Source organism: Desulfobacterales bacterium (genome assembly GCA_029211065.1).
Taxonomy (GTDB): Bacteria; Desulfobacterota; Desulfobacteria; order Desulfobacterales; family JARGFK01; genus JARGFK01.
On the sequence record JARGFK010000030.1, the window covers coordinates 1 to 25,610 of the forward strand.

Sequence of the window (25,610 nt, forward strand, 5' to 3'; positions counted from 1 at the left end):
TGGCAATTCACTGCCGAGGATGCCAGGATAAAACTACGCCGCCTCTATCCGACAATTGATGGTTGACGAGACACTAGGGCAAAACTGGGTAATCGGCGAAGCAAGAAATGTCGGCTCAATCCATTCTGATATCTGGCAAGGACGGGCGGTCGATCTCGCAGGATCAAATTTGATTGCGGTTTACCCGACTGTAGGATGGTGGCGGGAAAGGAACCATCTGAATCGGTGGAATCGGCGATGCCGCTATGCATTGGTCGTATCTATTTATGCGCCGGAACAAGTGGTCGATATTTATACACCTGTTACAGTGCAAGTTGGTATTCCGGTCGCTATTCCAATACCCATAGTTCTTGGGCAAACTTCCCGATGAATCTGGTTGAGCAGATCGGCAGCGGCATCCAGCGCATTTTCGATATATGCCGGGAATATGGCGTGGCCAAACCGAAGTTTGAAATTTCAGAAGATTGGGTAACGGTGGTGTTTCCTCGTTTGCCCGGAAGAGTTATCCGGAAAGTCACCGACCAAGTCACCGACCAAGTTGCCGACCAAGTCACCGACCAAGTCCTGAAGCTGTTGAAAATACTTGAAGGGACTGAGGCTGGCAGCCTCTGGGTCATGGAGCAACTGAAGCTCTCCCATCGACCGACATTCAGAAAGAACTATCTTCATCCAGCGGTTGAATCTGGGCTGATAGAGATGACCATACCCGACAAACCGCGCAGCAGCAAGCAGCGCTATCGGCTGACGGCGAAGGGAAGGGATTTTCTTGAAAAACAGGGAGGAAACCAGTGAGTCCGGCGCTGTACACTGAAGACACCCTTGTGCAACAAACCACCGCTGAGTACCTGGAGCATCAATTAGGCTGGGAGTCTGTTTATGCCTACAACACCGAGACCTTCGGACCGGAGGGAACCCTCGGCCGAGGCGATGACCGGGAGGTAGTGCTCACCCGATATCTCTATTTAAAACTCATGGAATTTAACCCCGGCCTTCCAGACGATGCGTACCAGGAAGCCGTCCGTCAAATTACCTCTATCACTGCCGCCCAGACGCTGCTGACGACGAATCGGGAAAAGCACGAGCTGATAAAAGATGGCATCCAGGTTACCTTTCGCAACGACAAAGGCGAGCGCGTGCGGCAGCGCCTAAAGGTATTCGATTACGCCGATCCGACGAACAACCACTTTCTTTGCGTGCGGGAATTTTGGGTGCGGGGCGATCTTTACCGGCGGCGTGCGGATATTGTGGGGTTTGTCAATGGTTTGCCGCTGCTGTTCATGGAACTGAAGAATGTTAGCAAGGACATTCGCGCGGCTTACGAAAAGAATTTTAAAGATTACAAGGACACGGTTCCCCACCTGTTCCATCACAACGCCTTTGTGGTGCTGGCAAACGGCATGGATGCAAAGCTGGGTTCAGTGACCAGCCGGTTCGAACACTTTCACGAATGGAAGCGTCTGGCCGAAGATCAGCCCGGCGCAGTTGAAATGGAGACGCTGCTTAAGGGCGTTTGCGACAAGCGAAATTTTATGGACCTGGTGGAAAACCTTATCGTTTTTGATGATTCTTCGAGCGGACCCAAAAAAATTCTGGCGCGCAACCACCAGTTCCTGGGTGTAAACCGCGCCATCGAAGCAGTCGTGGATCGTAAGAACCGCCAGGGCAAGTTGGGCGTTTTCTGGCATACCCAAGGGGCAGGCAAGAGCTACTCCATGGTGTTCTTTACACGGAAAATCCACCGCAAGCTCGGCGGCAACTTCACCTTCCTGATCCTGACCGACCGTGAGGATCTGGATACCCAGATTTACAAAACTTTTGCCGGATGCGGCGTAGTGGACAATGACCGAGATCCCTGCCGGGCATCCAGCGGGAAACACCTAAACCGCCTGCTGGTCCAGCACAAGTCACATATTTTTTCGCTGATTCAAAAGTTCAATCAGGATGCAAACTCGGCTGCGGGCCACACTCTGCGTGATGACGTCATCGTCATCACCGACGAGGCGCACAGGACCCAGTATGGGACCCTGGCGCTGAACATGCGAAATATACTGCCAAATGCCAGCTACATCGGTTTTACGGGCACGCCGCTCTTCAAGGATGACGAGATAACACGGCGGGTGTTCGGAGAGTACATATCGACGTATGACTTTCAACGGGCGGTCGAGGACAAGGCCACCGTGCCGCTTTATTATGACTCGAGGGGTGAAAAGCTCGGTATAGTCATTGGTGATCTGAATGAGCGGGTCGCTGAGAAGATTGAGGAATTGGAGATTGAAGACATTAATGTGGCGCAGCGGCTGGAGCAGGAACTCAAGCGTGATTACCACGTCATCACCGCCGGTAAGCGGCTGGACCAGATTGCACGGGATTTTGTGCGGCACTATTCCAATGCTTGGGAGTTGGGGAAAACGATGCTGTTGTGCATTGACAAGATCACCTGTGTACGCATGTATCGGCTGATTGAGTTTTATTGGCAGGAACGCATCCGGGAGCTGGAGAAGGAATCAACCTCAGCCGCCGACGAGCAGGAAGAGTCATTCCTCCGTCGGCAGGTCGAATGGATGCGGGAGACACGCATGGCAGTGGTGATCAGCGAGGAACAGGGCGAGGTGGAAAAATTCCGCAAATGGGACCTGGAGATCGCCCCGCACCGTCGGTTGGTCAAAGATGGGATCGATCTGCCGGAATCCATGCGGCAGCAACCTCAGTTTCGAAACATGCAGCGCATGGCGCTGGATGATGCCTTCAAAGAAGAGCAACATCCCTTCCGGATCGCTATCGTATGTGCGATGTGGCTGACCGGCTTCGACGTCCCATGCCTGTCGACACTGTATTTAGATAAGCCTCTTAAAGCCCATACACTCATGCAGGCGATTGCCAGGGCAAATAGGGTCAACGAAGGAAAGAATAACGGACTTATCGTCGACTACTGCGGGATTCTCAAAAATTTGCGAAAAGCCCTTGGGACATTTGCCGGGCAGGGGGCGGGCGGACAAGGGGGCGAAATAGAACCGGCAAAGCCCGAAGAGGAACTGCTTGCCGACTTGGTTGAGGCCATTTCATTTATCAGAGCGTTCTTAAGGGATCGCGGGGCATCACTGGATGAAATCATTACAAAGACTGGTTTCGAACGCAATGGGGCAATTCTTTCCGCCAAGGAGGCAGCAAACGAAAATGATGAAACGCGCAAACGTTTTGAAGTGATGTGCAGGGAGGTATTTAAGAAATTCAAGGCATGTATCAACGTCAAAGAAATCAACGTTCATCGGGCGGAATACGATGCCATCAATGTCGTTTATAAGAGCTTGCAACAGGATCGTGAGAAGGCCGATATTACCGATATCATTCGCCAATTACACATGGTGGTTGATAAGGCTATTGTGGTGAATCCGGATACTGCGGCCGAGGGCCAGAAGCCTTTCGATATCAGCAGGATTGATTTTGACAGACTGCGGAGGGAGTTTGAACGCAGCAAGGCTAAGCAGACAACGATCCAGAACCTTAAGCAAGCCATCGAACAGAGGCTCAGGCGGTTGCTCGAACAGAACCCGTTGCGTACGGACTTCCAGCGGCATTATGAGGAGATCGTGGCTGAGTACAACCGCGAGAAAGATCGGGTCACCATCGAAAAGACTTTTGAGGAACTTTTTCGTTTTTCCAATGGGCTTGATGAAGAAGAGAGACGGGCAATGCGTGAAGGGCTTGATGAAGAGTCCCTGGCGATTTTTGATCTTCTGAAGAAGCCGGATCTGACTTCATCAGATATTAGACGCATCAAGGCTGTGGCTGTCGGGCTGCTTGAGAGGCTAAAAGCCGAGAAACTCAGAGTGGATCACTGGCGAGACAAAGAGTCGACCCGCGATGCTGTCCGGATTGCAATTAGGGATTTTTTGTGAGCGATGATACCGGTCTGCCCATTGATTCCTATAAGGAAAAAGAGGTCGATATCAAAGCTGAAGAGGTCTTTGTTCATGTATTTAGAGCTTATCCTACGGTGCCCTCACCTTTCTATGCAGCGGCAACATGACGATTTTACGAGATAGGAGGGACATTCCTTAATATGTTAATTGCCTGTTTTCAGCTGCCTCCATTTTGTGATATTTTTTACGTCTCACAACCGTGCCCAATCCTGTGATAAGAGAGTATTATTAGAAAATTTCCGGCAAGGGACCTCGGGGCAATGTTGAAAACTTGAACAAATTAAATTTCTGTTCAGTAAAAAAATAATCATTTAAACCCGGTTAAATAAAGAAAAAAAGATTTAACAGGGTGAACAGGATGAATTCGCTCCTGGCACCCGCTTCTTTATTCTATTCACTTCCGGTCCCCCAGGCCGTCTTCCCGCCGGTCCTTGCGAATGGAAAGTATGCGGACGGCCTTTTGCGGTTTGCTGTTTTCGTCAACCGGCATTTCAGCGATTTTATCGGCCACCTCCATCCCCTGAATCACCTTTCCGAACACCGTGTGTTTTCCGGCCAGCCAGGGCGTGTCGACCAGATTGATAAAGAACTGGGAGCCGTTCGAATTCGCACCTGTGTTGGCCATGGCGATCACCCCCCTCAGGGGCGGAGTCGATTTCAGTTTATCATTGTAACGATATCCCAGATTTTCGTAACAGTCTTTTAAGCTCAATTCAGATACTTTCTGCTGTATTTCCTGAATGCGATCCTGGAATTGCTGTTGGGATGTGATCCCCATTTTACGCGCCAGCGGCATCACTACAATTTGGGAGAAATCCTCCCGGCTCCGGACCAGTAGGGAAGGATGCACCGTCCCGTCGGGTTGAACCGCTTTAATTTTATCAAGTCCCAGGGCTGTTGCGTTTATTTCATCGTCAAACGTGTAGCCGGGCCCGCCGGTTCCGTCACCTTGGGGGCATCCCCCCTGAATCATGAAATCCTTGATGACGCGATGGAAAATCAGGTTGTCGTAGAAATGTTTTTTTACTTTTACCTTGGTTTTTGGATCGGTATACTCCTTGCGGCCTTCCGTCAGCGCGATGAAGTTTTTTACCGTCTCCGGCGCTTCCTTGGCAAACAGCTCAAGCAGAATATCGCCGCTGGATGTTTTGATTACGTAAACAGGATTTTTCTGATTCTCAGCGGCCGTCAATGGTGCAGCTACCGTTACATACAGGCATAGCAACAGGGCGAATAAAATAGTTTTTTTCATCTTTTGTCCTTTTTAAATGAGATCATAAAAAAATATTTTCGACATTACAGCTCACATCTTGTCAATGTCATTGCGGCTCTTTCAATCGATCGCCCTGCTGTTTATTGATGTCGCCGATATTTTTTTTCATCTGGTCCATCTGCTCTAAGCTTTTCTGTCCACTGAGTTCCTTGACCGTATCGTCCACCTTTTCACGGGTTTCGGTCCCTTCGCAGCCTGAAAAGGCCAGGAATGCAAGAAGGACAACGGTCAGACGCCGGTTTTTGAAGGTCTTTTTGATCCATGCCATGGTGTTTTCCTTTTTAATCAAGCAGGTTTCAGGTTTTACGCAGGCTATATTCTGGACCTTGCCAGGGTGGACGGTACGAAAATTTCATCGATGCCGAGTCTTCGTTCGGCCAAACCCTGACTATAATGATACCTCAGAAAAGTTTCCAGTGTTTTTCTGTTTGCTTCGATCCCGTAAGGCCAGAAATCCTTTCCCATCAGTTTCTGGGCCTCCCGGACAACACCGTCGATCCAGGGATAGGTGGCCATCGGCTCGTTTTCCTCCAAAAGCCGCTCAATAGCCAAATCCTTGGCTGCCTCAAAAGCTTTGAACAGGCTTGTCGGCAGCCAGGGGAGCGTATCGATTTTTTTCTTGTGCACGGCCAGAAGGTGCATGATGGGGAAGATCCCCGTGCGCTGGAAGTACGCCTGCTCCTTTTCGATAAAGTTTGGAAAAAGGCGCACGATGTCGGGATGCCCTTCGTTAAAACAGGTCGGTGCCCTGGGGCCGATCAGCGCGTCGATCTCACCGTCCGCCAGCATCCGGGAAAGGGTCTTATCCGGTCCGATGCGTTTAAGCTCGACCCCTTCAGGGGCTGCGAAAGATACTTTTTCCGTCCGGCTGGTTTCATAGATGCCGCCCGCCCGCCAGCGAATGTCGGAGGGCTTGATTCCGTATTCGTCCTCCAGAATGCCCCGGATCCACACCGATGCGGTGACCTGATATTCCGGCGATCCCACGAGCTTGCCTTTTAGATCTTCGGGTTTGCGGATACCGCTGCGTTTGTTGATATAAATGCCGTTGTGCCGGAACCGCCGCCCCGGGAAAACAGGAATCGCCATGTAAGGGCAGCTGTTGCGGGCGGACAGGGTGAGATAGTTGGAAAAGGAAAGCTCGGAGACGTCAAATTCTTCAAAATGCAGGGCGCGGTGAAACATTTCTTCCGGTTCCAGGTCGATAAAGGTGGCATTGCACCCTTCGATCTTCACCTTCCCGGTTACAAGCGGCTGAATGCGGTCATAGTTCCAACAGGCGATGGTAATCGATTGCATGACACGAATATCCTTGGCCGTTAAAAAGAGTTCGTGGGGTTAATGTTTGTGAGGATTATAGAAAATCACATGTGTCCATATACTTATACCGGGATGCGGAGTCAATGAAATTCTCATGAAAGCCGGCTCTATACGACGAGCAATTGACGGTACGCCGTCGCGTTGCAAGGCTTAAATTTCCATGCCTGGGACCGGTTGAGGATAACTTGGCGCAGACAGGCTAAAAAAAGGTAACTAATTGTAATAAAATAAATTATGATGAGCCAAGCGGTTGTCTTGGCGTAAAAAATAATGAATTTCCCCACATCCGGGTGGGCAGTACCGGGTTATAGGCGGCGTAATCGGCGACGTAAAAGCTATAAATCTATTTTAGTCCAAAAGCGTTTTCACTCGATAATTTCGATGGCATCTGCCCCGCACTCTTTGGCCGCCCGCCTCACGACTTCATGGTATTTTTCAGGAATGGGGTCCAGCTTGACGATGGAAAGAAGCTGGTCTTCGTCATACTCAAAAACCTCCGGACAGAGTAGATTGCAATTCCGATCTCCCATGCACTGTTCGGTGATGATGGCTTTCATTGAATCCTCCTTAATCTTTTAAAGTTTAGTATTATTCTTCCGGGTCAACCGTTTTTTTGAGCCGAACGGTCTGAACACACCCGAGGAACTCGCCCGCTTTTATCAAGGGCGTAACGGTCACAGAAATGACCTTGCCATAGGGCCGTGCTTCGTAATGGACCGGATCCGTCCGTCCGTTTTTGAAATCCCGCAACATCCGGTCCAGTTTTTCATTTGCGGGCGGCTGATGGTGTGTGTGGATATCCGTCCCGATATAGTCAGGCTTGCGGTTAAGGATTTTGGTTGAATGCCGGTTATAAAAGAGGAGCGTTCCGTCGGCATCGATAATGCTCACGGCAAGGTCCACATTGTCCAACGCAAGATAGGCCATCTCAATTAATGGGTTTGGTTTCATTTTGTCTCCCGTGTCCGGTTTATATTGTGGATAAGATAAACTTTTCCGCTGCCCGCCCGGACCGTGCAGGAAGTACGGTTGTATATTATGTCGGCCTCACCTGCCTCCACCCTGGGCGGTGTTGGAAAGATGTCCAGCAGTCTGCACCGGGACAGGCGCCGGTAGACGCGAAAACCCAATTACTGTTTCTACTGGATGGCCATGGTGACAGAATACCCCAGACCCTGGGGGGCGGTGCCACCATCTTCGATGGTTTCTTCCATCTGAACGGTTCTGTCCAGGGGTTCTGCGGTCTTGTCCGGGAATGCAACTTCCCCGGGAACTTTTTCTAAAACCTCAACTGTAACCCCTTCCAGCATTTGGGTGTGAACCACATCGAACATCATCTGAAGCAGCGTCATTACTGTAACTTGGGGAAATGGTGTCTGGAGCGTTTTAGAAAGCCCGGCCAGTTTTTCGGCCAGCCGTTTGCATGCCATCAACTCGTCCATCCGGCACACCAGGTCTCGAGAGTTTGCGCGGCCGTCATATCGGGCGCGGATGCGTTCAAGGTCCTGGGCAGGGCTTTTTTCAAGCAACCTGCGGTTATTGCCCTTGTTAAAGGCCGGGTTGGCATCGAGACACTGAATGATGCGGTCGTCGGCTTTTGAGCGTTCAAGGGCGATGTGCTCCGCGAGTCTTAGCTGAATAGGTTCAGGTATACCGACGACAACCGCTTCGAGCGGCCGTGCGCTCAACACCAGGCGCTGCTGAAATTCCGTGCCGGAACTTTCCCAGAAGCTGCGGCTGAACTGAATATAGGCCGGTTCCAGGTCGCCGTTTTGAGCGAGGGTCTGCATCACTGTGTTTATCAGCTTAGGGAATTCACGGGCGGTGCGCCCAAAGAGTCTTTCATCTGTGATGATTTCGTAAATGATGCCGATGATGGCGTACCAATCCTGCAGATGGAACACCAGCGGCAGGTCTTCATGAATCTGTTGCAGGAGATGGTTGGGAAAAAAGTGAGAAGGCGTTCCATAAAACGGCGTTCCGCCCAGCCGGGGCTGGGGAAGCGATGCGCGTGATTTGCGTTCATAGTCAACAGCGGTTTCCAGATCGATCAGGCCGATGCTGTAATTTTGGGCTGATGACAAAAATTGCGGATAATCGGCCGGGTTGCCGGCAACGAGGAGATTGTCGGGCTTCAGGTCCCGCATGGCCACCCGGTTTTCTCCCATCCAGGCCAGCAGCGCCAGCAGGTTGGCGGCCATGGCGCACATGATCGGCTGATTGCGGTCAAACAGCCGATCACTTGTATAGGAAAGGAGCAGTTGCCGATAGCGTCGACCGGTTGCAATGTGGGCTGAACGGAATTTGGCAAGATGGGTTTCAAGAGCTGGGCGCTTCCGATCGAGCCCGTCCGGCGGGGCAAGCGCGATTTCCCGCCCGGCCATGCGGCACAAATACAGGTTTTTTGTCTGCCATTCGGAAAGATCGACGGCGCCATCCGATCGCGGCCCGGCAGCGCCGATTTCCTCCTGGAAGGTCGTAAAGGCTTGGTGCAGGTCCGGCCATAGATCAGCGCCCGGTTTGCCATATTTTGCTTCAAACTGAATCTGATCGGTCAGAATGTCCGTGTCCGCCTGGACTTCATCCGCGATGAGGGTTTCAGTCCGATGAAAGTCCTTTGCCACGCGGCTTAAAAAGTAGGATTTGGCCAGATCCATGAAAAAGGCAAAGCTGTCGCCTACCTTGAGAAAGCGCTGGTTTGCCGGAGACTGGAGCAGCCAGCGGGTGTATCCGGCCTCGATATGATCGTCCGACAATTTGGCCGCTTCCGGTAAAGGGTGAATTTTCTTGAGGATAACGGATATGTTGGGGATGACGCATTCTTTCGGCACCAGCTTGCGCCTGATTTTGGCCTCGGCCTGGATGCGTTCGATATAATCTTGAAAGTCGGTAATGGGGACCGGCGGGATCTTGACCACCATATGCGTATCAAATATCACATAAAAGCACTGGCTTTTACTGCCGGTGTTTTCACCGATGGCGGCAATGGCCATGCGTCGCGACCGCCAGCTGCCGTCAATTTCGATTTTCAACTCATAAACGCCCCTGTTGTCGGAATCGCTTTCTTCAACAGATTCTATTTTTACCGGCGCGTCAGGGGGCGCGCCGATCGTTTCGCGATAAAGATCGAGAAAGAGCGTTGCCACATCCATAAAGCCGGCCAACTGAGGGAGGTGCCCGTCGGGCCTGGATTCAGCCTTAACGCCGGGTTTAACTTTTTTGACAAAAAACAGTCGTCCCCGTTTGATGCCGACGAACGCCAGGAGGCCGAAAATCAGAACACCGGCAATTTCCGGCAGCAGGGAGCCGATTCTGCCGGCAATGCCCCGCAGGACCGACGCCGGCCCGGACACCGAACCGGCGGACGTGGTTAACCATTTCAGTGTGTCATGAAAATGAGCCGTCAGCAAAGGTCTGTAGCAGCTCGGCGCCGCCCATGAACCCTGAACGATTTCATTTATATCCGTCAGCGCGACCCACCACTCCCGGCCGCCGCGCTGGTAAAGGATCTTGTCGTCGACATACCGGATGTTGTCGGCGATAATGGGGTTTCCTGCAAAGGGGATCATGATCTGTTTTTGGAGCCCGGCAAGCGTCCACCAGGCCACCAGGCCGATGACAACCGCTATTAATAGTCGCACTGTCCAGCGTTTCAACATTAAAATCCAAACCCGAAGGTTACACCATAAGTGAGGGTATTGTTTTCCGGTTCATAGACAAATAACCCGGTGGGCGCACCATAATAGGTCAAGATTGCATAATCGGACGGGCCCACATCCCAGTAGCGGAAAAAGGGTTCGATGTACCAGGATAATCTTGTAGAGATATGATTTCTGAACTGAAATGAAATCCTTACCCCAAAACCATCCCCGAAGCTTTGGGTGTTCTCGGGATCGTTGTATCCCGGATCTGCATCGCTGAGATGGCTGGTAACCCATCCTTTCCAGAAAAGATCATATTCCCCGCTAAAGCCCCACGACCATTTACTTGAAACAGGTCCGGTCAATTTGAATCCTATTGGCGTATAAAGGTATAGAATCTCGCGCGCGTAACCGCCGGAACCCTGAATCGTATCGTTCCAGTAACGCAGCCCAAATCCGAGAAAGGGCGTCACTTTATTTTTACCCTGGTAAATATTACCCCCGAGCAGGGTGCGAATTTCAAATAGGTAGTCGTCGGTATCCGCTTTGACCGGGGTGCCGCCCCAGGTGCTGCCATCATAATCGAGACTGCCGGCTGCGTATTCAAGGCTGCTGTCGATCATGACGGCTTTGTGGTTGTATGCATATCGTCCCATGATACCATACAGAAAGCCTTTTTCAGACATGAGCGATGGTTCTTCATACTCAAAACGGAAGACGACCGGAGCAATCTCAAAGCTGTGAGGTGATGATGATCCGCTTGATGGAGTCGCAGTGAAAGAAAGCTTTTCATTACCCGAGAGATGCTGCGGCAGAGACGCAATGTTTATTTTTACGAAATAGGTTTCAATTATTTTTCCATTTACATTTATAAATCGACTGATTTTATTGTCGCTCAGCCGCCAGATTGCATGTGCCCAAAAGGTTACGCCGGCGTTTATGAGCCACTCGTCGGCAGTCCAATGAGCATCCAATGGCCGGATGTTTTTAATGGTCGTTTGGTTGATAAACTTTTTCCAGGGTTCAAAAGCGGTATCTTTCAGTACACCCTTGTCGCCGTATACTTGGACAATGGATCCGTTTTCACTTTGCCAGAATCCGGCAAACGCGTTTTCATTGCCCCAGGCTTGATTGCGGTCAAACATAGACGTGCTTATCATGGTTGCAGATATAATGATGAAAAGGTAATGGATCAGTCTGTTTTTTCTCACAACTCCTCCCTTAAAGATGGAAAAGAAAAAAATGTTAATATATCACACCGCGCTCTTTAGCGGAAAGTTTCCGCCGGTTTGCAGAGACGAGTTACCTTTTTTATAATGATGGCTTCATATTAAAAAAAGCTCCGGTTGCCAGAAGCAGCTAAACAGCTTCTATCCGGTGCCCGGCACAACTTTCAGCTTCTTTATCTTATCCAGCAGCACCCGCATGGCCATGCAGTCGTCCTCGTTGTAAGCCAGTATCCGGTCGCGAACGCGCCCGTCACCGGTCTCGACCCAGCGGTGATACCATTCGATGGAAGCCGCGCCGGAAGGGTCGTTGTCACGCCAGGAAAACCCGCAGAACCTGGCCAGTGTTTTGATGGAATAATCAGATACAGGCCATTCCGTAAAGGGTTTAATGACATCCAGATACAGGTCCACCGTGCGGTCTTCGGGAAAAAGCAACTCGAGTTCTTTCCCTGATATGACCGTGGGATATTTCTGCTGGAGCCTGCGCCAGACAGTCCTTTCGTAGGGCGAATAATAGAAAATCGCGCAGGGTTGTTTTTGCCTGATATAGCCACAGGCTTCCTGAAAGGCCCGCACCTCTTCGGCCGGGGTGGGGGCCTGCATCAGGAAAGCGACATATTTTTCCGTTAGGGGGTTGCCGTTTTGCTGCTCCACAAAGCCGTGCAGGTAGCATATGTCCCGGAACGGATCGGTTTCAATGTCGAAAAAGAGGGCCATTTCCGTATTCGGCAACGCTATCGGCGCCTTTAGATACGGCGCTGCCGATTGGTCGCACAGCAGCCTGGCCCGTTCATGGAACGTTCGGAGCATATCCGGCCCAATGCGGGGGAATACGGTTTTAGCTCCCTGGATAAAGGGGGCCGGATCTTTTTCAGCCAGGTCGGCGACGCTTTTGAATCGGGTCGATAGGACATTCCGGCGCGAGCGGCCCAGTTCCGGGATCAGCGTGAGGTCGTCGGCTGTCTTGAGCGCTTTAACACACACGCCTTTCCAGGGGCATAATTTGCATACAGCGGCTAGGGCCGGGCGGGTGTCGCCGTTTTGCTGCAGGACGACCCGGACCGACGCCAGGGTGTATTCATAGATGTCCCACAGGCTGCGACGGGATGCGCGTCCGTTCTGGTCATCCAGTCTGTAAACGGTTTCCGCGCCGCTGATGTCCCAGATAAACGGCGTTCGGCCGTCACTTGCCCCCATTTTTTCAAGGATATCGGTATAGAGCGCCAGTTGCACGGCATAATGCTTCTTGGGGCGGCCGCCGTTTTCATCCTTTCCTTCAAGACCGGCGCCGCTTTTGATATCACCGGCCACGTAGCCGCCGTCGGCAAGCCGCAATAGATCGGGGTCGCCCAGCAGGTCAGCGGCGCTGATTCTTGCGCCGTAGATCAGCGGCGCTTTTTTTGCCATCAATTCCACTGTTTTTGCGGCCCTTTCGCGACCGGAAAGGGCCCGCAGGTTTTCAAACGGTGCCTGAAGGGATTCGATGACTTCGGCTTCAAACAAGTTGCCTTTTTCCCATAAAAGCTGGACAAACGGGCTGACCGGGTTTTTCAGGGCCGGGTCGCCGAACAGGTCCATGGTGACCCGGTGCGGGCACTGGATGTAATTGTAGAGCATGGAGGCGGTTATTTTCATTCCAGATACTTTTTAAACCAGCCAAATACTTTGTTCCAGCCGTCCACGGCCGCGTGGACCCGGTAACGGTCGCGGTCCACCGAGAAAAAGGCATGACCGGCGTTTTCGTAAGTGTGAAACTCGTAAGTCTTGTTAAAGCGTTTAAGCTCCTGCTCTATGCGGGCGACGTCCTGTGGTGAAGGCGACGTGTCTTCAGCCCCGAACAGACCCAGCAGGGGGCAGGCGAGGTTTTGGGTCATATCAATGGGGGCAACCGGTTGCCTTTCGGTCAGATCTTCGGGTTTGGCGACGATGCGTCCCCCATAACAACAGACCGCGGCATTGAAGCGCGGGATGTTGCAGGCCGTGAGATAGACCTGCCGGCCGCCGGAGCAAAATCCGATCACGCCGATGCGGCCGCTGTAATAGGGCTGGGCTTCAAGGTAGCGGGCGGCGGCATCCACGTCAGCGAGGCAGCGTTCGTCCGGGACCAGCCCGGCGGCCCGGACCCTGGCGCTGATTTCTTCGTCACTACCCGGGCCTTCGCGGTGGTGCAGGTGGGGGGCAATGCAGGCATAGCCGTGATAAGCGAATTTCCTGACGATTTCCTTGGTGGCTTCATCCCAGCCCGGCATGTGGTGAATGAGCACAACCCCCGGATAAGGCCCCCCTCCCAGCGGACGGGCCAGGTAAGCATCGATGAGGTCCCGGTTGTGGCCGTAAATGCCGATTGTTTCGGCGATCATCCCTTGGTACATCTTCGTTCCCTCCTTATTGTTGCAAGGTTTAATCGATGCGATCGGCGATTAACTGCTGGATAACGGCAGCATCTTCAAGGGTGCTGACATCGCCGAGGTCGTCCTGCTTCTTTTCGGCAATTTTCCTGAGGATGCGGCGCATGATTTTGCCGCTGCGCGTTTTCGGCAGCGCATTGGCAAACTGTAATTTGTCCGGAACGGCGATGGCGCCGATCTCGGTTCGGACTTTCTGCAGCAGTTCGGTTTTGAGTTCCTTGGTCGGCTCGACACCGAGATTAAGGGTTACAAAGGCGTAAATTCCCTGACCCTTGATTTCATGGGGCATTCCGGCAACGGCCGCTTCCGCGACTGCCGGATGAAGCACCAGGGCGCTTTCAACTTCAGCCGTGCTGATGCGGTGCCCGGATACGTTGATAACGTCATCGACCCGGCCCTGGAGAAAATAATAGCCTTCTTCATCCTGCAGACAGCCGTCGCCGGTAAAATACATGCCCGGATACGCGGCAAAGTAAGTATCCTGGTAGCGCTCATGATCCATGTAGATGGTCCGGGACAAGCCCGGCCAGGGCCGTTCGATGCAAAGATGCCCGACCGCTTTGGGCGCTACCGGCGCGGCCTCCTGATCGGCATTATCATCACCGGGGGGTACGATTTTGGGAATGATGCCCGGAAAGGGGAAGGTCGCAGAACCCGGCTTGGTGGGCCAGGCGCCCGGCAGCGGAGAAATCAGAATGCCGCCGGTTTCCGTCTGCCACCAGGTGTCCACGATGGGGCAGTTCTCTCTGCCGACATTGCGGTGGTACCACATCCAGGCTTCGGGGTTGATGGGCTCGCCGACCGTGCCCAGCAGCCTCAGGCTGGAGAGATCCCGCCCCCCTGGCCACTGTTCTCCCTGGCGTGACAGTGCCCGGATGGCGGTGGGGGCCGTGTAGCAGACGTTGATCTTATACCGTTCGATGAGTTCCCAGGCCCGATCCGGTTTCGGGTAGAGCGGGGTTCCCTCGTACATGAACGACGTGGTTCCGTTCAGCAGGGGGCCATAGACGATATAGCTGTGGCCGGTGACCCAGCCGATATCTGCCATGCACCAGTAAAGGGTTTCGGGCTGAAGGTCGAATATCCATTTCTGGGTGACATATACGTAGGTCATGTACCCGCCGGTGGTGTGAACTTGACCTTTGGGCCTTCCGGTGCTTCCGCTGGTGTAGAGAATAAAGAGGGTTTCCTCGGCCTCCATCTGTTCGCATTCGCAGAAATCTCCGATATCCGGGGCGTTCATCTCCTCATGCCACCAGGAGTCCCTGGGATTTTTCCAGTTGATCTGACCGCCGGTCCGTTTGACCACGATGGCGTGTTCGATGCTGGGGCAGTTTTCAAGCGCCCGGTCGACATTTTCTTTTAAATCGAATGTTTTCCCGGCCCGTATGGACTGGTCGATGGTGATCAGCAGGCGGGATTCACTCTCCTGGATCCGGTGCATCAGCGCTTCGGCCGAAAAACCGCCGAACACAATGCTGTGGGGAAGTCCCAGACGGGCGCAGGCCAGCATGGCAACCGGCAGCTGCCAGACCATCGGCAGGTATATCGTTACGCGGTCGCCTTTTTTCAGTCCCTTTTTCTTCAGTACATTGCTGAACCGGCAGACCTCCCGGTGCAGCGTCTGGTAAGTCAGAATCTTTGTGTCCTCCTCCGGCTCCCCCTGCCAGATGATGGCCGCCCGGTTGCGGGTGGGGGTGTCCAGGTGCCGGTCCAGACAGTTGTAGCAAACGTTGGTATAGCCGCCCTTGAACCATTCATGAAAGACCTTGCCCTTGCGGATGTCGAAGTTGTATTGAAGGATGTTTTCGGGTTGCCGGTACCAGAAAAGCTCTGCCGCGATTTCAGACCAGAAGTTTTCCGGTTCGGCAATGGAGCGTTTATAAACTTCCTGGTAGTGATCCAGGCTTTTGATCCATGCGGTTTTCGAAAAGGATTCGTCCGGGTAGAATTTTCCGTCTTTTTGATATACGCCCATTTTTTTCGATCCTCCTGTCATGTTTTTTATGCTGCAGGGTAAACTTGATTTTATAACAGAACGATACGGAGGACAGCGGCGGTTTGTCTGTGGCTATAAAAAAATATAAATTTTTCAAAAGCCGCCGGCTGTCAACGGTAGCATCCTGAAAAGACAAGAAATTTTTGAGGGCATTGACAGTACTGACTGAATATGGTGATGGATTTTCTTTACGGCGCAAGGTTTATTTTTATATGCGACAATGTGTTGTGTCAAGATTATTTTAAACAGGACAGGCAATTTCAATAGACTAATTGCGGTTGAAACTGTAAGAAACGATATGACATCAATCCGGGCCGGCAGGTATCAATATCCATATGAACCCCAGGGTAAAATACAATTTTATGGCGACGCAAAAAAACAATCAATCGGACACAGCGACTTCTTTTAAGTTAATGGCCGTGCTGTTTATTATTTTCTCTGTGGTGGCGCCGACGGATTCGGCCCATGGCTTTTCCGAAGCGCAAACTTCAGCCCGGTCCGGATCGGTTCGGCCGGATGGAAAGCTCGATTTCGTGGGTTTGGACGGGTCCAAAGAGGTTACCATTGTTATTGAAATTGCGGAAACTGCGGAAGAGCGTCGCAAAGGGTTGATGGGCAGAGCGTCATTACCCATGACAAACGGGATGCTGTTCATCTTTGAACAGGCGGAACTGCGCTATTTCTGGATGTACACCACACCGGTGTCTCTGGATATGATATTTGTTGATCCTGAAAAGCGAATCGTTCATATTGCCGAATCAACGCTGCCGATGTCCACAGGAACATACGGCTCTCAATTTCCGGCCCAATATGCCGTTGAAGTTCCGGCGGGGTTTGTAAAATTTTTCAAAATTAAAACAGGCATGCGCATCCAGTGGCAGCGCCGCTAGGTTTCGATATGAAGTATAAACATGTTGCATTGTTATCTATCGGGCACCTTGTGACGGACATCAATCAGGGGGCGCTGCCGGCGCTGCTCCCTTTTTTTATCGCCAAACACGATCTTTCATACGCGGCCGCGGCAGGGATCGTATTTGCCCTCAATATGGCGTCCACCATCATCCAGCCCCTGTTCGGACATGCCGCCGATCGTTTTTCGAAACCCTGGCTATTGCTGGTGGGGATGCTGCTGGCCGGTTCGGGGCTATCATTGACAGGTATTGCGCCGAACTATACCTGGATATTTGCACTGTCCATCGTCAGCGGCATCGGCATCGCCGCTTACCACCCCGAGGCCGCCCGCCTGGTTCATTTTACGGCAGGTGAACGGAAGGGAACGGCCATGAGCCTTTTCGGCATCGGCGGCACGCTGGGTTTTGCCATCGGTCCGATTTTAGCGACTGCAGCCATGCTTTACTGGGGGCTGAGGGGCACACTGGTCCTGTTTGTGCCGGTCAGCGTCATGGCGCTGGTTATGGCGACGCAGCTTTCCAAGTTGGCCCCCTCTGAACATTCCATCCGCTTTAAAAAAACAGCAGGAGGGACGGAAGATCTCCAGGATGCCTGGGCGCCTTTTATCCGATTGACACTTACCATCATCGGCCGGTCCGTTCTCTTTTACGGTTTAAATACATTTATTCCCCTTTATTGGATCCATGTGCTGCATGAATCGAAAGCGGCAGGGGGCATGGCGCTGGCCGCATATGCGGGTTGCGGGGTTCTGGGAAACCTGCTGGGGGGAAGCCTGGCCGATCGCATCGGTCAGAAAAAAGTCATTCTCTTCGGTTTCTTCGGCCTGGCCGTACTTTTTCCGATTTTCGTCTGGGTCGATAATGCCCGGATTGCGATGCTCCTTCTCATACCGATCAGTTTGACGCTGTTCGGCACCTACAGCCCCACCATTGTATTGGGCCAGAAGTATCTGCCCAATCGCATCGGGTTGTCGTCGGGGGTCACCATCGGCATTGCCATTGCCATCGGGGGCGGTGCTTCGCCGATCATCGGTAAAATCGCGGACCTTCACGGCATCCGCTTCGCCCTGGCATCCCTTGCGTTTCTGCCGGTCGTAACTGCGGCGATGTCCCTGACATTGCCGGAGCCGCAAAAGATGGATCAAGCAGGGAAAAAACGGCTATAGCGTTGAGTTAAAATGTCATATTTGAAATAAATGATTACCTGGCAGGACTTCTTTTCTGGTCTGAACCCAGCGAAATCGCTTCAGCACCTCAAAAAAGACAGGGCAGCTTAAATCGCAAGCCGCCCTGTCTTTTAACATATTCGCATTTATAATTAACCGGGGACATCGACACCCGGGTCGCATCCCAGGTGCGGGTCTTTATCTTCACATTCAAAATTCTTTTCGCGGGTGTTGAAAGGAGAGCAACATGAAACAATTGTGCGTGACGACGGCAATGGGAAAACGATTGATCGGCAAGGCGCTGGCAGTCCACCCCGAGGTTAAAACGGTTCTTCAAAAAGGGACCCTGGTCATCATTGCCGGAACGACCAACGGATATGTGGCCGAAGAGATTCTTGCCTCACTGGGTCAGGCCGAAGGGTTTACCCGTAAAGGGTTTCGCCGGGGGATTGCCATTGCGCCCGGAGCCAAACTGATCAAGGCGGAGTTTCCCGGAGACGTGGTTATCACGGACGGCCTTTGGCAGAAGGGGAAAACGATTTTTGACGTCGCCGATACGCTCAAGGCCGGGGATATGATCCTGAAAGGGGCCAATGCCTTTGACCAGCGCGGCCAGGCCGCCGTCCAGATCGGCCATCCCCAGGCCGGCACGATGCTCCCCACCATTTCGGCTGTGGTCGGTTGGCGGGTGCAGTTTATCATACCGGTGGGTCTGGAAAAGCGGGTGCTGGATGATGTGACCGCACTGTCCCGGCGGGTGAACGCACCGGACGTAACCGGACCGCGATTGCTGCCGATGCCGGGCAGGATTTTTACCGAACTGGATGCGATCCATTTGCTGACCCGGGCAACCGCAACCCTGATAGCTTCCGGCGGCGTCTATGGCGCGGAAGGCGCTTCCTGGCTCGGGATTGACGGGACGGGAGCGCAGATTGAAGATGCGGTTGGGCTGATCAAATCGATTTCCGACGAACCGCTGTGTGTCGTGTAGCACGCAGCTCTAAATATGGACGCTGTTTGGGATCGGATGCATTTGGGGGCGTCTAAAAGACAAAACCCTTAAAGGAGGTCCCATCATGACAAAAAAAATAACCTATTCAGTTGGTCTGGCTTTCAGTCTGGTTCTGGCTGTGATGATTTTGATGCCGAACTTTGTATCTTATCGAAAAGGACCGACAGAACAAAAGACAGTTGAAACAGTTCCGGCTGGAAAAATCACAGGTCCGACATTGGAAGCCGGTCGGGTATTCAAAGAAAAGGCTTTGGCCGACCATACAGCTGATGCCTTGTCTGAACGAAGCTACGCTCGGCCACGGCTGGAACTCGCCGAGGACTTTAACCGGCCGGCACCGGCGCAGCAGAGACCGACGGGCATGCCCAAACTTGCGCGGGAAGCTTTATCCGTTGAAAATGAAGAAAGCCTCCGACAGCCGGACCAGACCTACATAGGCCGTGATCGGTTTGAGACCCTCACGCCGAATCCTGTCAAGGTGGTCCGGGAAGAACCGGTTTCAACGTTTTCAATTGATGTGGATACGGCATCTTACGCTTTCGTCAGAAGGGCATTGAACAATGGGGAACTTCCCCAGAAAAACGCCGTGCGCATCGAAGAGCTGATCAATTATTTCAGTTATGATTACCCCTTGCCCAAGGACCGTTCAATTCCATTCAAAGCAACCGTCAGTGTTTTTCCTTCGCCATGGAATCCGGCGACCCGGCTGCTTCATATCGGCATCAAGGGGTTTGATGTGGCCCCGGAAAAAAAGCCGAGGGCCAATCTGGTTTTTCTGATTGACGTGTCGGGTTCCATGAACAGTCCGGACAAGCTGCCGCTTTTAAACAACGCTTTCCGGATGCTGGTCGAAACGCTGGATCCCAATGACAGCGTCGCCGTCGTCGTCTATGCCGGGGCCGCCGGAACGGTGCTGGAACCGACGTCCGTAAAAGAAAAGGGAAAGATCCTGGCGGTGTTCGATCGTATGACAGCCGGTGGATCCACGGCCGGGGGCGAAGGCATCCGCCAGGCATACGCCCTGGCCGAGGCGAATTTTGATCCGAAAGGGGTCAACCGGGTTATCCTTGCCACCGACGGGGATTTTAACGTGGGGATCCGCGATCCCGAGGAGTTAAAGGGCTTTGTGGAACGCAAGCGGCAAACCGGTGTTTTTCTGACGGTGCTGGGGTTCGGCAGGGGAAATTATAATGACGCCCTGATGCAAAAGCTGGCCCAGAACGGCAACGGCGTCGCCGCCTACATCGACACCCTCAACGAAGCCCGCAAGGTTCTGGTGGATGAGGCCCAGGCCAGCCTTTTTCCGATTGCCAAAGACGTCAAGATTCAGGTTGAATTCAACCCTGCCGCTGTGGCCGAGTATCGCCTGATCGGATATGAGACCCGGATGCTGCGGCGCGAAGATTTCAACGATGACCGCGTGGACGCCGGCGACATCGGGGCCGGTCACAGTGTCACCGCCATTTACGAGATTACGCCGCCCGGCAGCAGCGGTCGGTTGATCGATGACCTGCGCTATGGCAGCCGGCCTTCTGCCGGCGGGGATCGGACGGCAGGAAAGAATGTGGAGGTTGCTTTTCTGAAGATACGCTACAAGCTTCCCGATGCTGAAGAAAGCCGCCTGATCACGACACCCGTCAACCAGGACCGTGAGCATCAATCCCTGGACAGGGTCTCTGAAGACGTTCGCTTCTCAACTGCCGTTGCCGCATTCGGCCAGATCTTGCGCGGCGATTCGTATGTAAAAAGCTTTGGCTACAATGATGTGATCGCACTGGCTGAAGGGGCGCGTGGTAATGATCGCTTCGGCTATCGTGCCGAATTTCTGAACCTGGTGCGACTGGCCAAGACGGCCCGGGCCATGGGGGAGAAATAGGTGCCGGGGGTCAGGGCATGGTAAAGGAAGTGTTGACGAGAGACGAGGGAAGAGAGACGAGGGGCGAGAAACGAGAGAAAAGGGAATGGTAAAAGGCACAAGGCGCACGGTGCAAGGCCTGAAAGCAGTGAATAGTGACGAGTGACAAGTATAGCGGTTGTCAAAAAAACGTTCCGTTATCCAAACGTTCTTTTCTACAACCGCTTATACCGCAATTCATTGTTTCGGAACTTTATTATAGAAAGCGGTATAAACTGCTAAACAGCAGGGATACCGGAAAGAAAAAAAGGGGGCAACGTGCCGGGTAAAAGCACGTTGCTCCCTTTTTGATTTTAAGGAAAAGGATTGGCTGATTCTTACTACTCCGGCAATAAAACATCCCAATGGTTGTCATTCCGGCGAAAGCCGGAATCCAGGCAAATACTGGATGCCGGATCCAGTCCGGCATGACGAATTTGGTATTAATAATCGCCGATTTAAAAGATCAGGTTTCAACAAAAAGGGACATCATTCATCCGTGAAATATTCGCCGTACTGCTTTTTGAATTCCTTATATTTCTCCATCCAGTCCGGGCCGAATTGGTTGTCGAAAAATTTTTTGAGCTTGCCGTACCAGCCGCGATATTTGACGTTATTTTCGTGTGCTGTCAACAGATCGGCAACAAAAGTGGCGATTTCTGGCATTTTATCCTTGGGGATATAAGCCTTGGCGCCGCCTTTGATGGATTTTACAAAGTTGTCCGGGCTCAGGGCGTGGGCCGTGAACATGATCGCCGGAATCCCGTTTTTGTTGGCAATTTCAAGCAGGTCATATCCCTGTACGCCCATTATGTCCAGGACGGCGACATCGAACTTTTCCCGATTCAGGAGTTTCTCGGCACTTTCAAAATCAGACGCAGTATCAATCCGGCACATGTCCAGCAATTCAGACAGCGATTCCAAAACGTCCGGCTCATCATCAACAATCAAGATCCTTTTTCCGTTCAGTATATTCGTTGCGTTCATAATGCTTCCCCTTTGGTTATGGCCGGTTTAAGTGTTAGAATTGAGCTAAGTATAACTTCTGAAGGGAAGATGTCAAGATAGGGGCCATTAATTTCCAGAAGCTGGAATAAATATTGTTTTCAAACCGGATTCGTTTTATCTTCCCTTCGGAAATTTCGAGTTCAATTGTATCCTGAAACATAACCGAACAGGGGGTATCTTTTTGGATTTCAAGTTGTGTGAAAAAATTATCACCAATATGTCCAGGGTGATCGTGGGAAAATATGAATCTCTCGAACTGCTGATGGTGGGGATGCTGGCGGACGGGCATGTGCTGCTGGAAGATGTCCCCGGCATCGGCAAAACGCTCATCGCCAAATCGCTTGCCAAATGCATCGACGGCAGCTTTAAGCGGGTTCAGTTCACCCCCGATCTGCTGCCGTCGGATATTACGGGCTTTAACGTATACAATCAGCAGAGCTGCCAGTTTCAATTTCAGCCGGGACCGGTGATGACGAATATTTTGCTGGCCGATGAAATCAATCGCACCATCCCCCGAACCCAGGCCAGCCTGCTGGAGAGCATGGAGGAGCGGCAGGTGACCATTGACGGGCAGACTTTGCTCCTTCCGACGCCGTTTTTCGTGATCGCCACCCAAAACCCCATCGAGTTGGAAGGGACGTTTCCGCTGCCGGAAGCCCAGCTGGACCGATTCCTGTTGAAGCTGCGGGTGGGATATCCAAACCGGAACGAAGAAATCGCGATCCTTGAACGCTTCCAGGAAAAAGATCCGCTGCCGGAGCTGGATGCCGTGACAACGCCGGAGAGGTTCGCCGAGCTGCAGCAGGCACGCAAGAAAATAGGCGTTTCCGATGCGCTGCGGCAATATATCGCCGATCTTGTGGGAGCCACCCGCCGGCACGATGCGCTGCGGTTTGGCGCCAGCCCCCGCGGCAGCCTGGGGCTGATGCGCGCCGGCCAGGCGCTGGCCGGCATCAGGGGCCGGGCCTATGTCCTGCCGGACGATATCAAGCATCTGGCGATCCCGGTTTTGTCCCACCGCCTGATACTCAAAGACGCCGAACGGCTGCGGGGCGAAACACCGGAACGGTTTGTGGAGCAAATTCTGGAAGAGACACCGCTGCCCGCCCCAATGGAGTGATCCGAAATGACAGCAGGAACCGAAGACAAGCTCTCTTGCGCCTATACGTTGCCGTTGATTTTGGCGCTGGTGGGTTTGGTGCTGTTTATGGCTTTGCTGACCCGGCAGTTATCCCTGACATTTCTCTGCATTCTGGTTTTTACCATGGCAGCGGGGGCAAAAGCCTGGAGCCGTTTGAGCATCATTGGGATTCAAAGCGAGCTGAGAATCGACAAGAAAAAAATGTTTCCGGGCGAGACCCTGGCCCTCAGCATCGGGGTTGCGAACAACAAGATTTTGCCGGTATGGTTGCAGGTCCGGGTGGCCCTCAAGGGGGCGCTGCAAACCGCTTCCGGCCAAACGGCGCTGAGAAAAGACAGCGGGCTGTTGTGGTACCAGCGGGTAAGCTTTAACTGGCAGCTGACAGCGGTAAAAAGAGGGGTCCATCGCATCGGTCCGGTGGTCTTTGAGGTGGGGGATCTGCTGGGATTTTACCCGCAAATAGAACAGGCACCCGATTTTCATGATGTTATTGTCTACCCCCGCCTGGTGCAGCTGAACCCGATACGGTTGCCGCGGCGTGATTTTTTCGGAATTCCCGGGGTCAGGAGCCCCATCGAAGATCCCATTTACATCCATGGCACCCGTGATTACCAGTCTCGTCGTCCGGCCCGTTACATTCATTGGAAAGCCAGCGCCAGGCATAACCGCCTGATGGAAAAGGTTTGTGAACCCGCAGAACAGGAGAAGATACTGATGCTGGTTTGCACCGACCGGTTCAGCAGCGATCACACCGGAGAAGCCTTCGAACGGGCACTGGAAGTGGCCGCTTCTCTTGCGGTCCAGCTCGACCGCATGCGCTTTGTGGTGGGCCTGGCTTCAAACGGCCGTTTAAAGGGCGGCGGCAATGCTGCAGTGAAGATATCCCGAAACCCCGGCCATCTTTCAGATATTCTGGAAACAATGGCCAGGCTGGAACCGGTCCCGGCAGGGGAGATGGTAGACATATTACAGCGCGGGTTGACCCTGCCCTGGGGTGTTACAGCGGTATGTTTTACCTGCCGGCTCGATGGCGCAAGCCTGGCGTTGAATCAGTATTTTAACCGCCGCAACATACCCATGGTGATGATCGTCTGTGATCACACGGCCGACCTTACGGCCGCTGAAACAAAGACCAACGAAAAGATCTATCGGCTGGATGACATCCGGGTGAAAGGCCCTGCAATCTGATGAAACGAGTACCCGATGCTGTTTTTTGGACGGCTGCTGCCGGAATGGAGCTGAGTTGGGTATATGCCTGGGCCGCATTCATTATGGATGCCGTCACTAAACGGCCGTATCCGCTGACGGAGGCCGTCGCCATATTTGTCCTGGCGGCACTGGTGACCGTTTTTACCCGGGGTCGGGGCTGGCGGAACATTCAGATCCTGTCCATCCATGGCGCCGGACTGACGGCGTTCGCTTTCCGGGGCGTGCATCAATTATGGTATCGGCCCGAAAGCTTCTGGAGCCTGACCTGGCTGGGGGATTTTTTAGGCCGGACGCGGGACCCCATCGCCTGGTTCACCCTGGCGGCCCTTTGGGCCTGGATGATTGTTTTCTGGATCTGCGGAATGCGATACGTCCGGCGGTCAGCAGCTTATCCGGAAATATCTGTCCGATTTGATAAAGGGCTGACCTGGCTTTTTGCGCTCCTGATAATGAAGTTGTTTATGCGGACGCAGATAGGGATACCATCGGCCGAACCTGTTTCAGAAGCGCAGATTTTTCCGTTTTTCATTTTTGGCCTGCTGGCTGTGGCCCTGGCCCGCAACCGAAGCGGCAGTCAAAAGGGTTTTATGACCGGCTACCGCGGCATCGGCCTGATAATAAGCTTCAGCGCCGCCGTCTTCTTTTGCGGAACCGGGCTGGTGCTGCTTTTTATGCCGTACCTGCGGGCCGCCTCCGAAATCGGCTATGAAGTGCTCAAAGAGTCTGGAAAAGTTCTCGGTCCCATTCTGGTTAAAATTCTGATGTTCATCTTCGGGTATAAGTCCAACCAGCCCGCGATGCCGGAGATTATACCCCGGAAAAGTCCGGCAGAGCCGCTGCCTGAAATCGAACCAGCCTGGTGGACGGAACTTTTTTTAAACTCTATGTATGGATTTTTTGGGTGCTGCTGGTGCTGTTGGTCGTTTTCTTGGTCGGACTCGGGGCATGGTATTTGTGGCGCTGGCTTTTTGCAAGAACGCAGAAAGCAGCGCACGACAGCAGGGACACCAACCGTTTCCTGCAATGGCTGGAACACTGGATCGTCTATCTGCAATTGGTTTATGATAAGCTGTGCGGGCGGAAAAAGGGACACGAGGCGATCCGTCTTTACAGGGCACTTTTAAGATGGGGAAAGCGAAGCGGTTTTGCGAACCGGAACAGTGAGACGCCGCTGGAGTACGGGCGGCGCCTGAAACAGCAATTTAACGCAATGTCCGCGGAAATCGATCTGATCATATCCGGTTTCAATCTGTATGTCTATGGCGAGGTGGTTTGCGATGGACAGGAAGCGGCATTTGCGCGGCAAGCCTTGAAAAAATTGCAGAGCCCGATGTTGTGGCCAAAGCGGTTTAAGATGTGGTTTTTGAGTAGCGATTGAGAGAAGTCGAAAAGGGTCGGGGGATAAATAGTAACGAGTGACGAGGGACGATGGACGAGGGAAGGGCAAATGGCACCAGGCGCAGGGCTCAAGGCGAAAGC

Annotated in this window: 21 protein-coding genes; 10 read left to right on the plus strand and 11 right to left on the minus strand. The window is 52.8% G+C overall.

Going from position 1 to position 25,610, the window contains the following annotated elements; all coding sequences use genetic code 11:
* Positions 1-366: 366 nt before the first annotated feature.
* The 3 genes from P1P89_08640 to P1P89_08650 are packed head-to-tail and all read left to right on the plus strand — an operon-like array spanning position 367 to position 4,027.
* Positions 367-792 (plus strand): hypothetical protein, encoded by a 426-nt coding sequence (locus P1P89_08640; protein MDF1591564.1) that lies wholly within the window; start codon positions 367-369, stop codon positions 790-792.
* Complete coding sequence (locus tag P1P89_08645) at positions 789-3,896, plus strand: type I restriction endonuclease subunit R (protein ID MDF1591565.1); 3,108 nt, start codon at positions 789-791, stop codon at positions 3,894-3,896. Before P1P89_08640 ends, P1P89_08645 begins: the two co-directional genes overlap by 4 nt.
* Positions 3,893-4,027 (plus strand): hypothetical protein, encoded by a 135-nt coding sequence (locus P1P89_08650; protein MDF1591566.1) that lies wholly within the window; start codon positions 3,893-3,895, stop codon positions 4,025-4,027. The genes P1P89_08645 and P1P89_08650 overlap by 4 nt, the downstream gene beginning before the upstream one ends.
* A gap of 287 nt (positions 4,028-4,314) precedes the next feature.
* Here the strand turns inward: P1P89_08650 and P1P89_08655 are convergent, their stop codons facing one another.
* From P1P89_08655 to acs, 10 genes are all read right to left on the minus strand, one after another.
* Positions 4,315-5,172 carry a peptidylprolyl isomerase gene (locus P1P89_08655; protein ID MDF1591567.1) on the minus strand — a complete coding sequence of 286 codons (858 nt, stop codon included), beginning with the start codon at positions 5,170-5,172 and terminating at the stop codon, positions 4,315-4,317.
* 67 nt (positions 5,173-5,239) lie between these two features.
* On the minus strand, positions 5,240-5,461 hold the full coding sequence (locus P1P89_08660; protein MDF1591568.1) for a hypothetical protein: 222 nt from the start codon (positions 5,459-5,461) through the stop codon (positions 5,240-5,242).
* 44 nt (positions 5,462-5,505) lie between these two features.
* A complete protein-coding gene (locus P1P89_08665; GenBank protein MDF1591569.1) occupies positions 5,506-6,492 on the minus strand; it encodes a hypothetical protein in 987 nt (328 codons plus the stop codon).
* Between the two features lie 386 nt (positions 6,493-6,878).
* Positions 6,879-7,070, minus strand: a complete 192-nt coding sequence (locus tag P1P89_08670; GenBank protein MDF1591570.1) for a ferredoxin — start codon at positions 7,068-7,070, stop codon at positions 6,879-6,881.
* 31 nt (positions 7,071-7,101) lie between these two features.
* Positions 7,102-7,464: a PAS domain-containing protein gene (locus tag P1P89_08675; GenBank protein MDF1591571.1), complete on the minus strand. Its 363-nt coding sequence runs from the start codon at positions 7,462-7,464 to the stop codon at positions 7,102-7,104.
* A gap of 188 nt (positions 7,465-7,652) precedes the next feature.
* Complete coding sequence (locus tag P1P89_08680; protein ID MDF1591572.1) at positions 7,653-10,172, minus strand: hypothetical protein; 2,520 nt, start codon at positions 10,170-10,172, stop codon at positions 7,653-7,655.
* Entirely contained in the window at positions 10,172-11,365 is a 1,194-nt protein-coding gene (locus P1P89_08685; protein ID MDF1591573.1) for a hypothetical protein, read from the minus strand. The genes P1P89_08680 and P1P89_08685 overlap by 1 nt, the downstream gene beginning before the upstream one ends.
* A gap of 159 nt (positions 11,366-11,524) precedes the next feature.
* Positions 11,525-13,018 carry a TM0106 family RecB-like putative nuclease gene (locus tag P1P89_08690; GenBank protein MDF1591574.1) on the minus strand — a complete coding sequence of 498 codons (1,494 nt, stop codon included), beginning with the start codon at positions 13,016-13,018 and terminating at the stop codon, positions 11,525-11,527.
* A complete protein-coding gene (locus tag P1P89_08695) occupies positions 13,015-13,755 on the minus strand; it encodes a dienelactone hydrolase family protein (GenBank protein MDF1591575.1) in 741 nt (246 codons plus the stop codon). The genes P1P89_08690 and P1P89_08695 overlap by 4 nt, the downstream gene beginning before the upstream one ends.
* Positions 13,756-13,783: 28 nt before the next feature.
* Positions 13,784-15,769 carry an acetate--CoA ligase gene (gene acs / locus P1P89_08700; protein MDF1591576.1) on the minus strand — a complete coding sequence of 662 codons (1,986 nt, stop codon included), beginning with the start codon at positions 15,767-15,769 and terminating at the stop codon, positions 13,784-13,786.
* 383 nt (positions 15,770-16,152) lie between these two features.
* On the opposite strand from acs, the gene P1P89_08705 reads away from it, so the two are divergent.
* The 4 genes from P1P89_08705 (at position 16,153) to P1P89_08720 (ending at position 20,755) form a co-directional block, all read left to right on the plus strand.
* The gene (locus tag P1P89_08705; GenBank protein MDF1591577.1) at positions 16,153-16,680 is read left to right on the plus strand and encodes a DUF192 domain-containing protein; all 528 of its coding nucleotides are present in this window, start codon (positions 16,153-16,155) and stop codon (positions 16,678-16,680) included.
* An 8-nt stretch (positions 16,681-16,688) separates the two neighbouring features.
* A complete protein-coding gene (locus P1P89_08710) occupies positions 16,689-17,867 on the plus strand; it encodes an MFS transporter (protein ID MDF1591578.1) in 1,179 nt (392 codons plus the stop codon).
* A gap of 247 nt (positions 17,868-18,114) precedes the next feature.
* Complete coding sequence (locus P1P89_08715) at positions 18,115-18,858, plus strand: hypothetical protein (protein ID MDF1591579.1); 744 nt, start codon at positions 18,115-18,117, stop codon at positions 18,856-18,858.
* An 85-nt stretch (positions 18,859-18,943) separates the two neighbouring features.
* Positions 18,944-20,755, plus strand: a complete 1,812-nt coding sequence (locus P1P89_08720; GenBank protein ID MDF1591580.1) for a VWA domain-containing protein — start codon at positions 18,944-18,946, stop codon at positions 20,753-20,755.
* A gap of 507 nt (positions 20,756-21,262) precedes the next feature.
* On the opposite strand, the gene P1P89_08725 is transcribed toward P1P89_08720, so the two are convergent.
* The gene (locus tag P1P89_08725) at positions 21,263-21,760 is read right to left on the minus strand and encodes a response regulator (GenBank protein ID MDF1591581.1); all 498 of its coding nucleotides are present in this window, start codon (positions 21,758-21,760) and stop codon (positions 21,263-21,265) included.
* Between the two features lie 202 nt (positions 21,761-21,962).
* Between P1P89_08725 and P1P89_08730 the strand changes: the two genes are divergently transcribed.
* From P1P89_08730 to P1P89_08740, 3 genes are read left to right on the plus strand one after another with little or no spacing between them, the layout of a single operon-like run.
* Positions 21,963-22,901, plus strand: coding sequence for a MoxR family ATPase (locus P1P89_08730; protein MDF1591582.1), 939 nt, complete (start codon positions 21,963-21,965; stop codon positions 22,899-22,901).
* Between the two features lie 6 nt (positions 22,902-22,907).
* Positions 22,908-24,110, plus strand: coding sequence for a DUF58 domain-containing protein (locus P1P89_08735; GenBank protein ID MDF1591583.1), 1,203 nt, complete (start codon positions 22,908-22,910; stop codon positions 24,108-24,110).
* A complete protein-coding gene (locus P1P89_08740) occupies positions 24,110-25,255 on the plus strand; it encodes a hypothetical protein (protein MDF1591584.1) in 1,146 nt (381 codons plus the stop codon). The genes P1P89_08735 and P1P89_08740 overlap by 1 nt, the downstream gene beginning before the upstream one ends.
* Positions 25,256-25,610 lie beyond the last annotated feature (355 nt).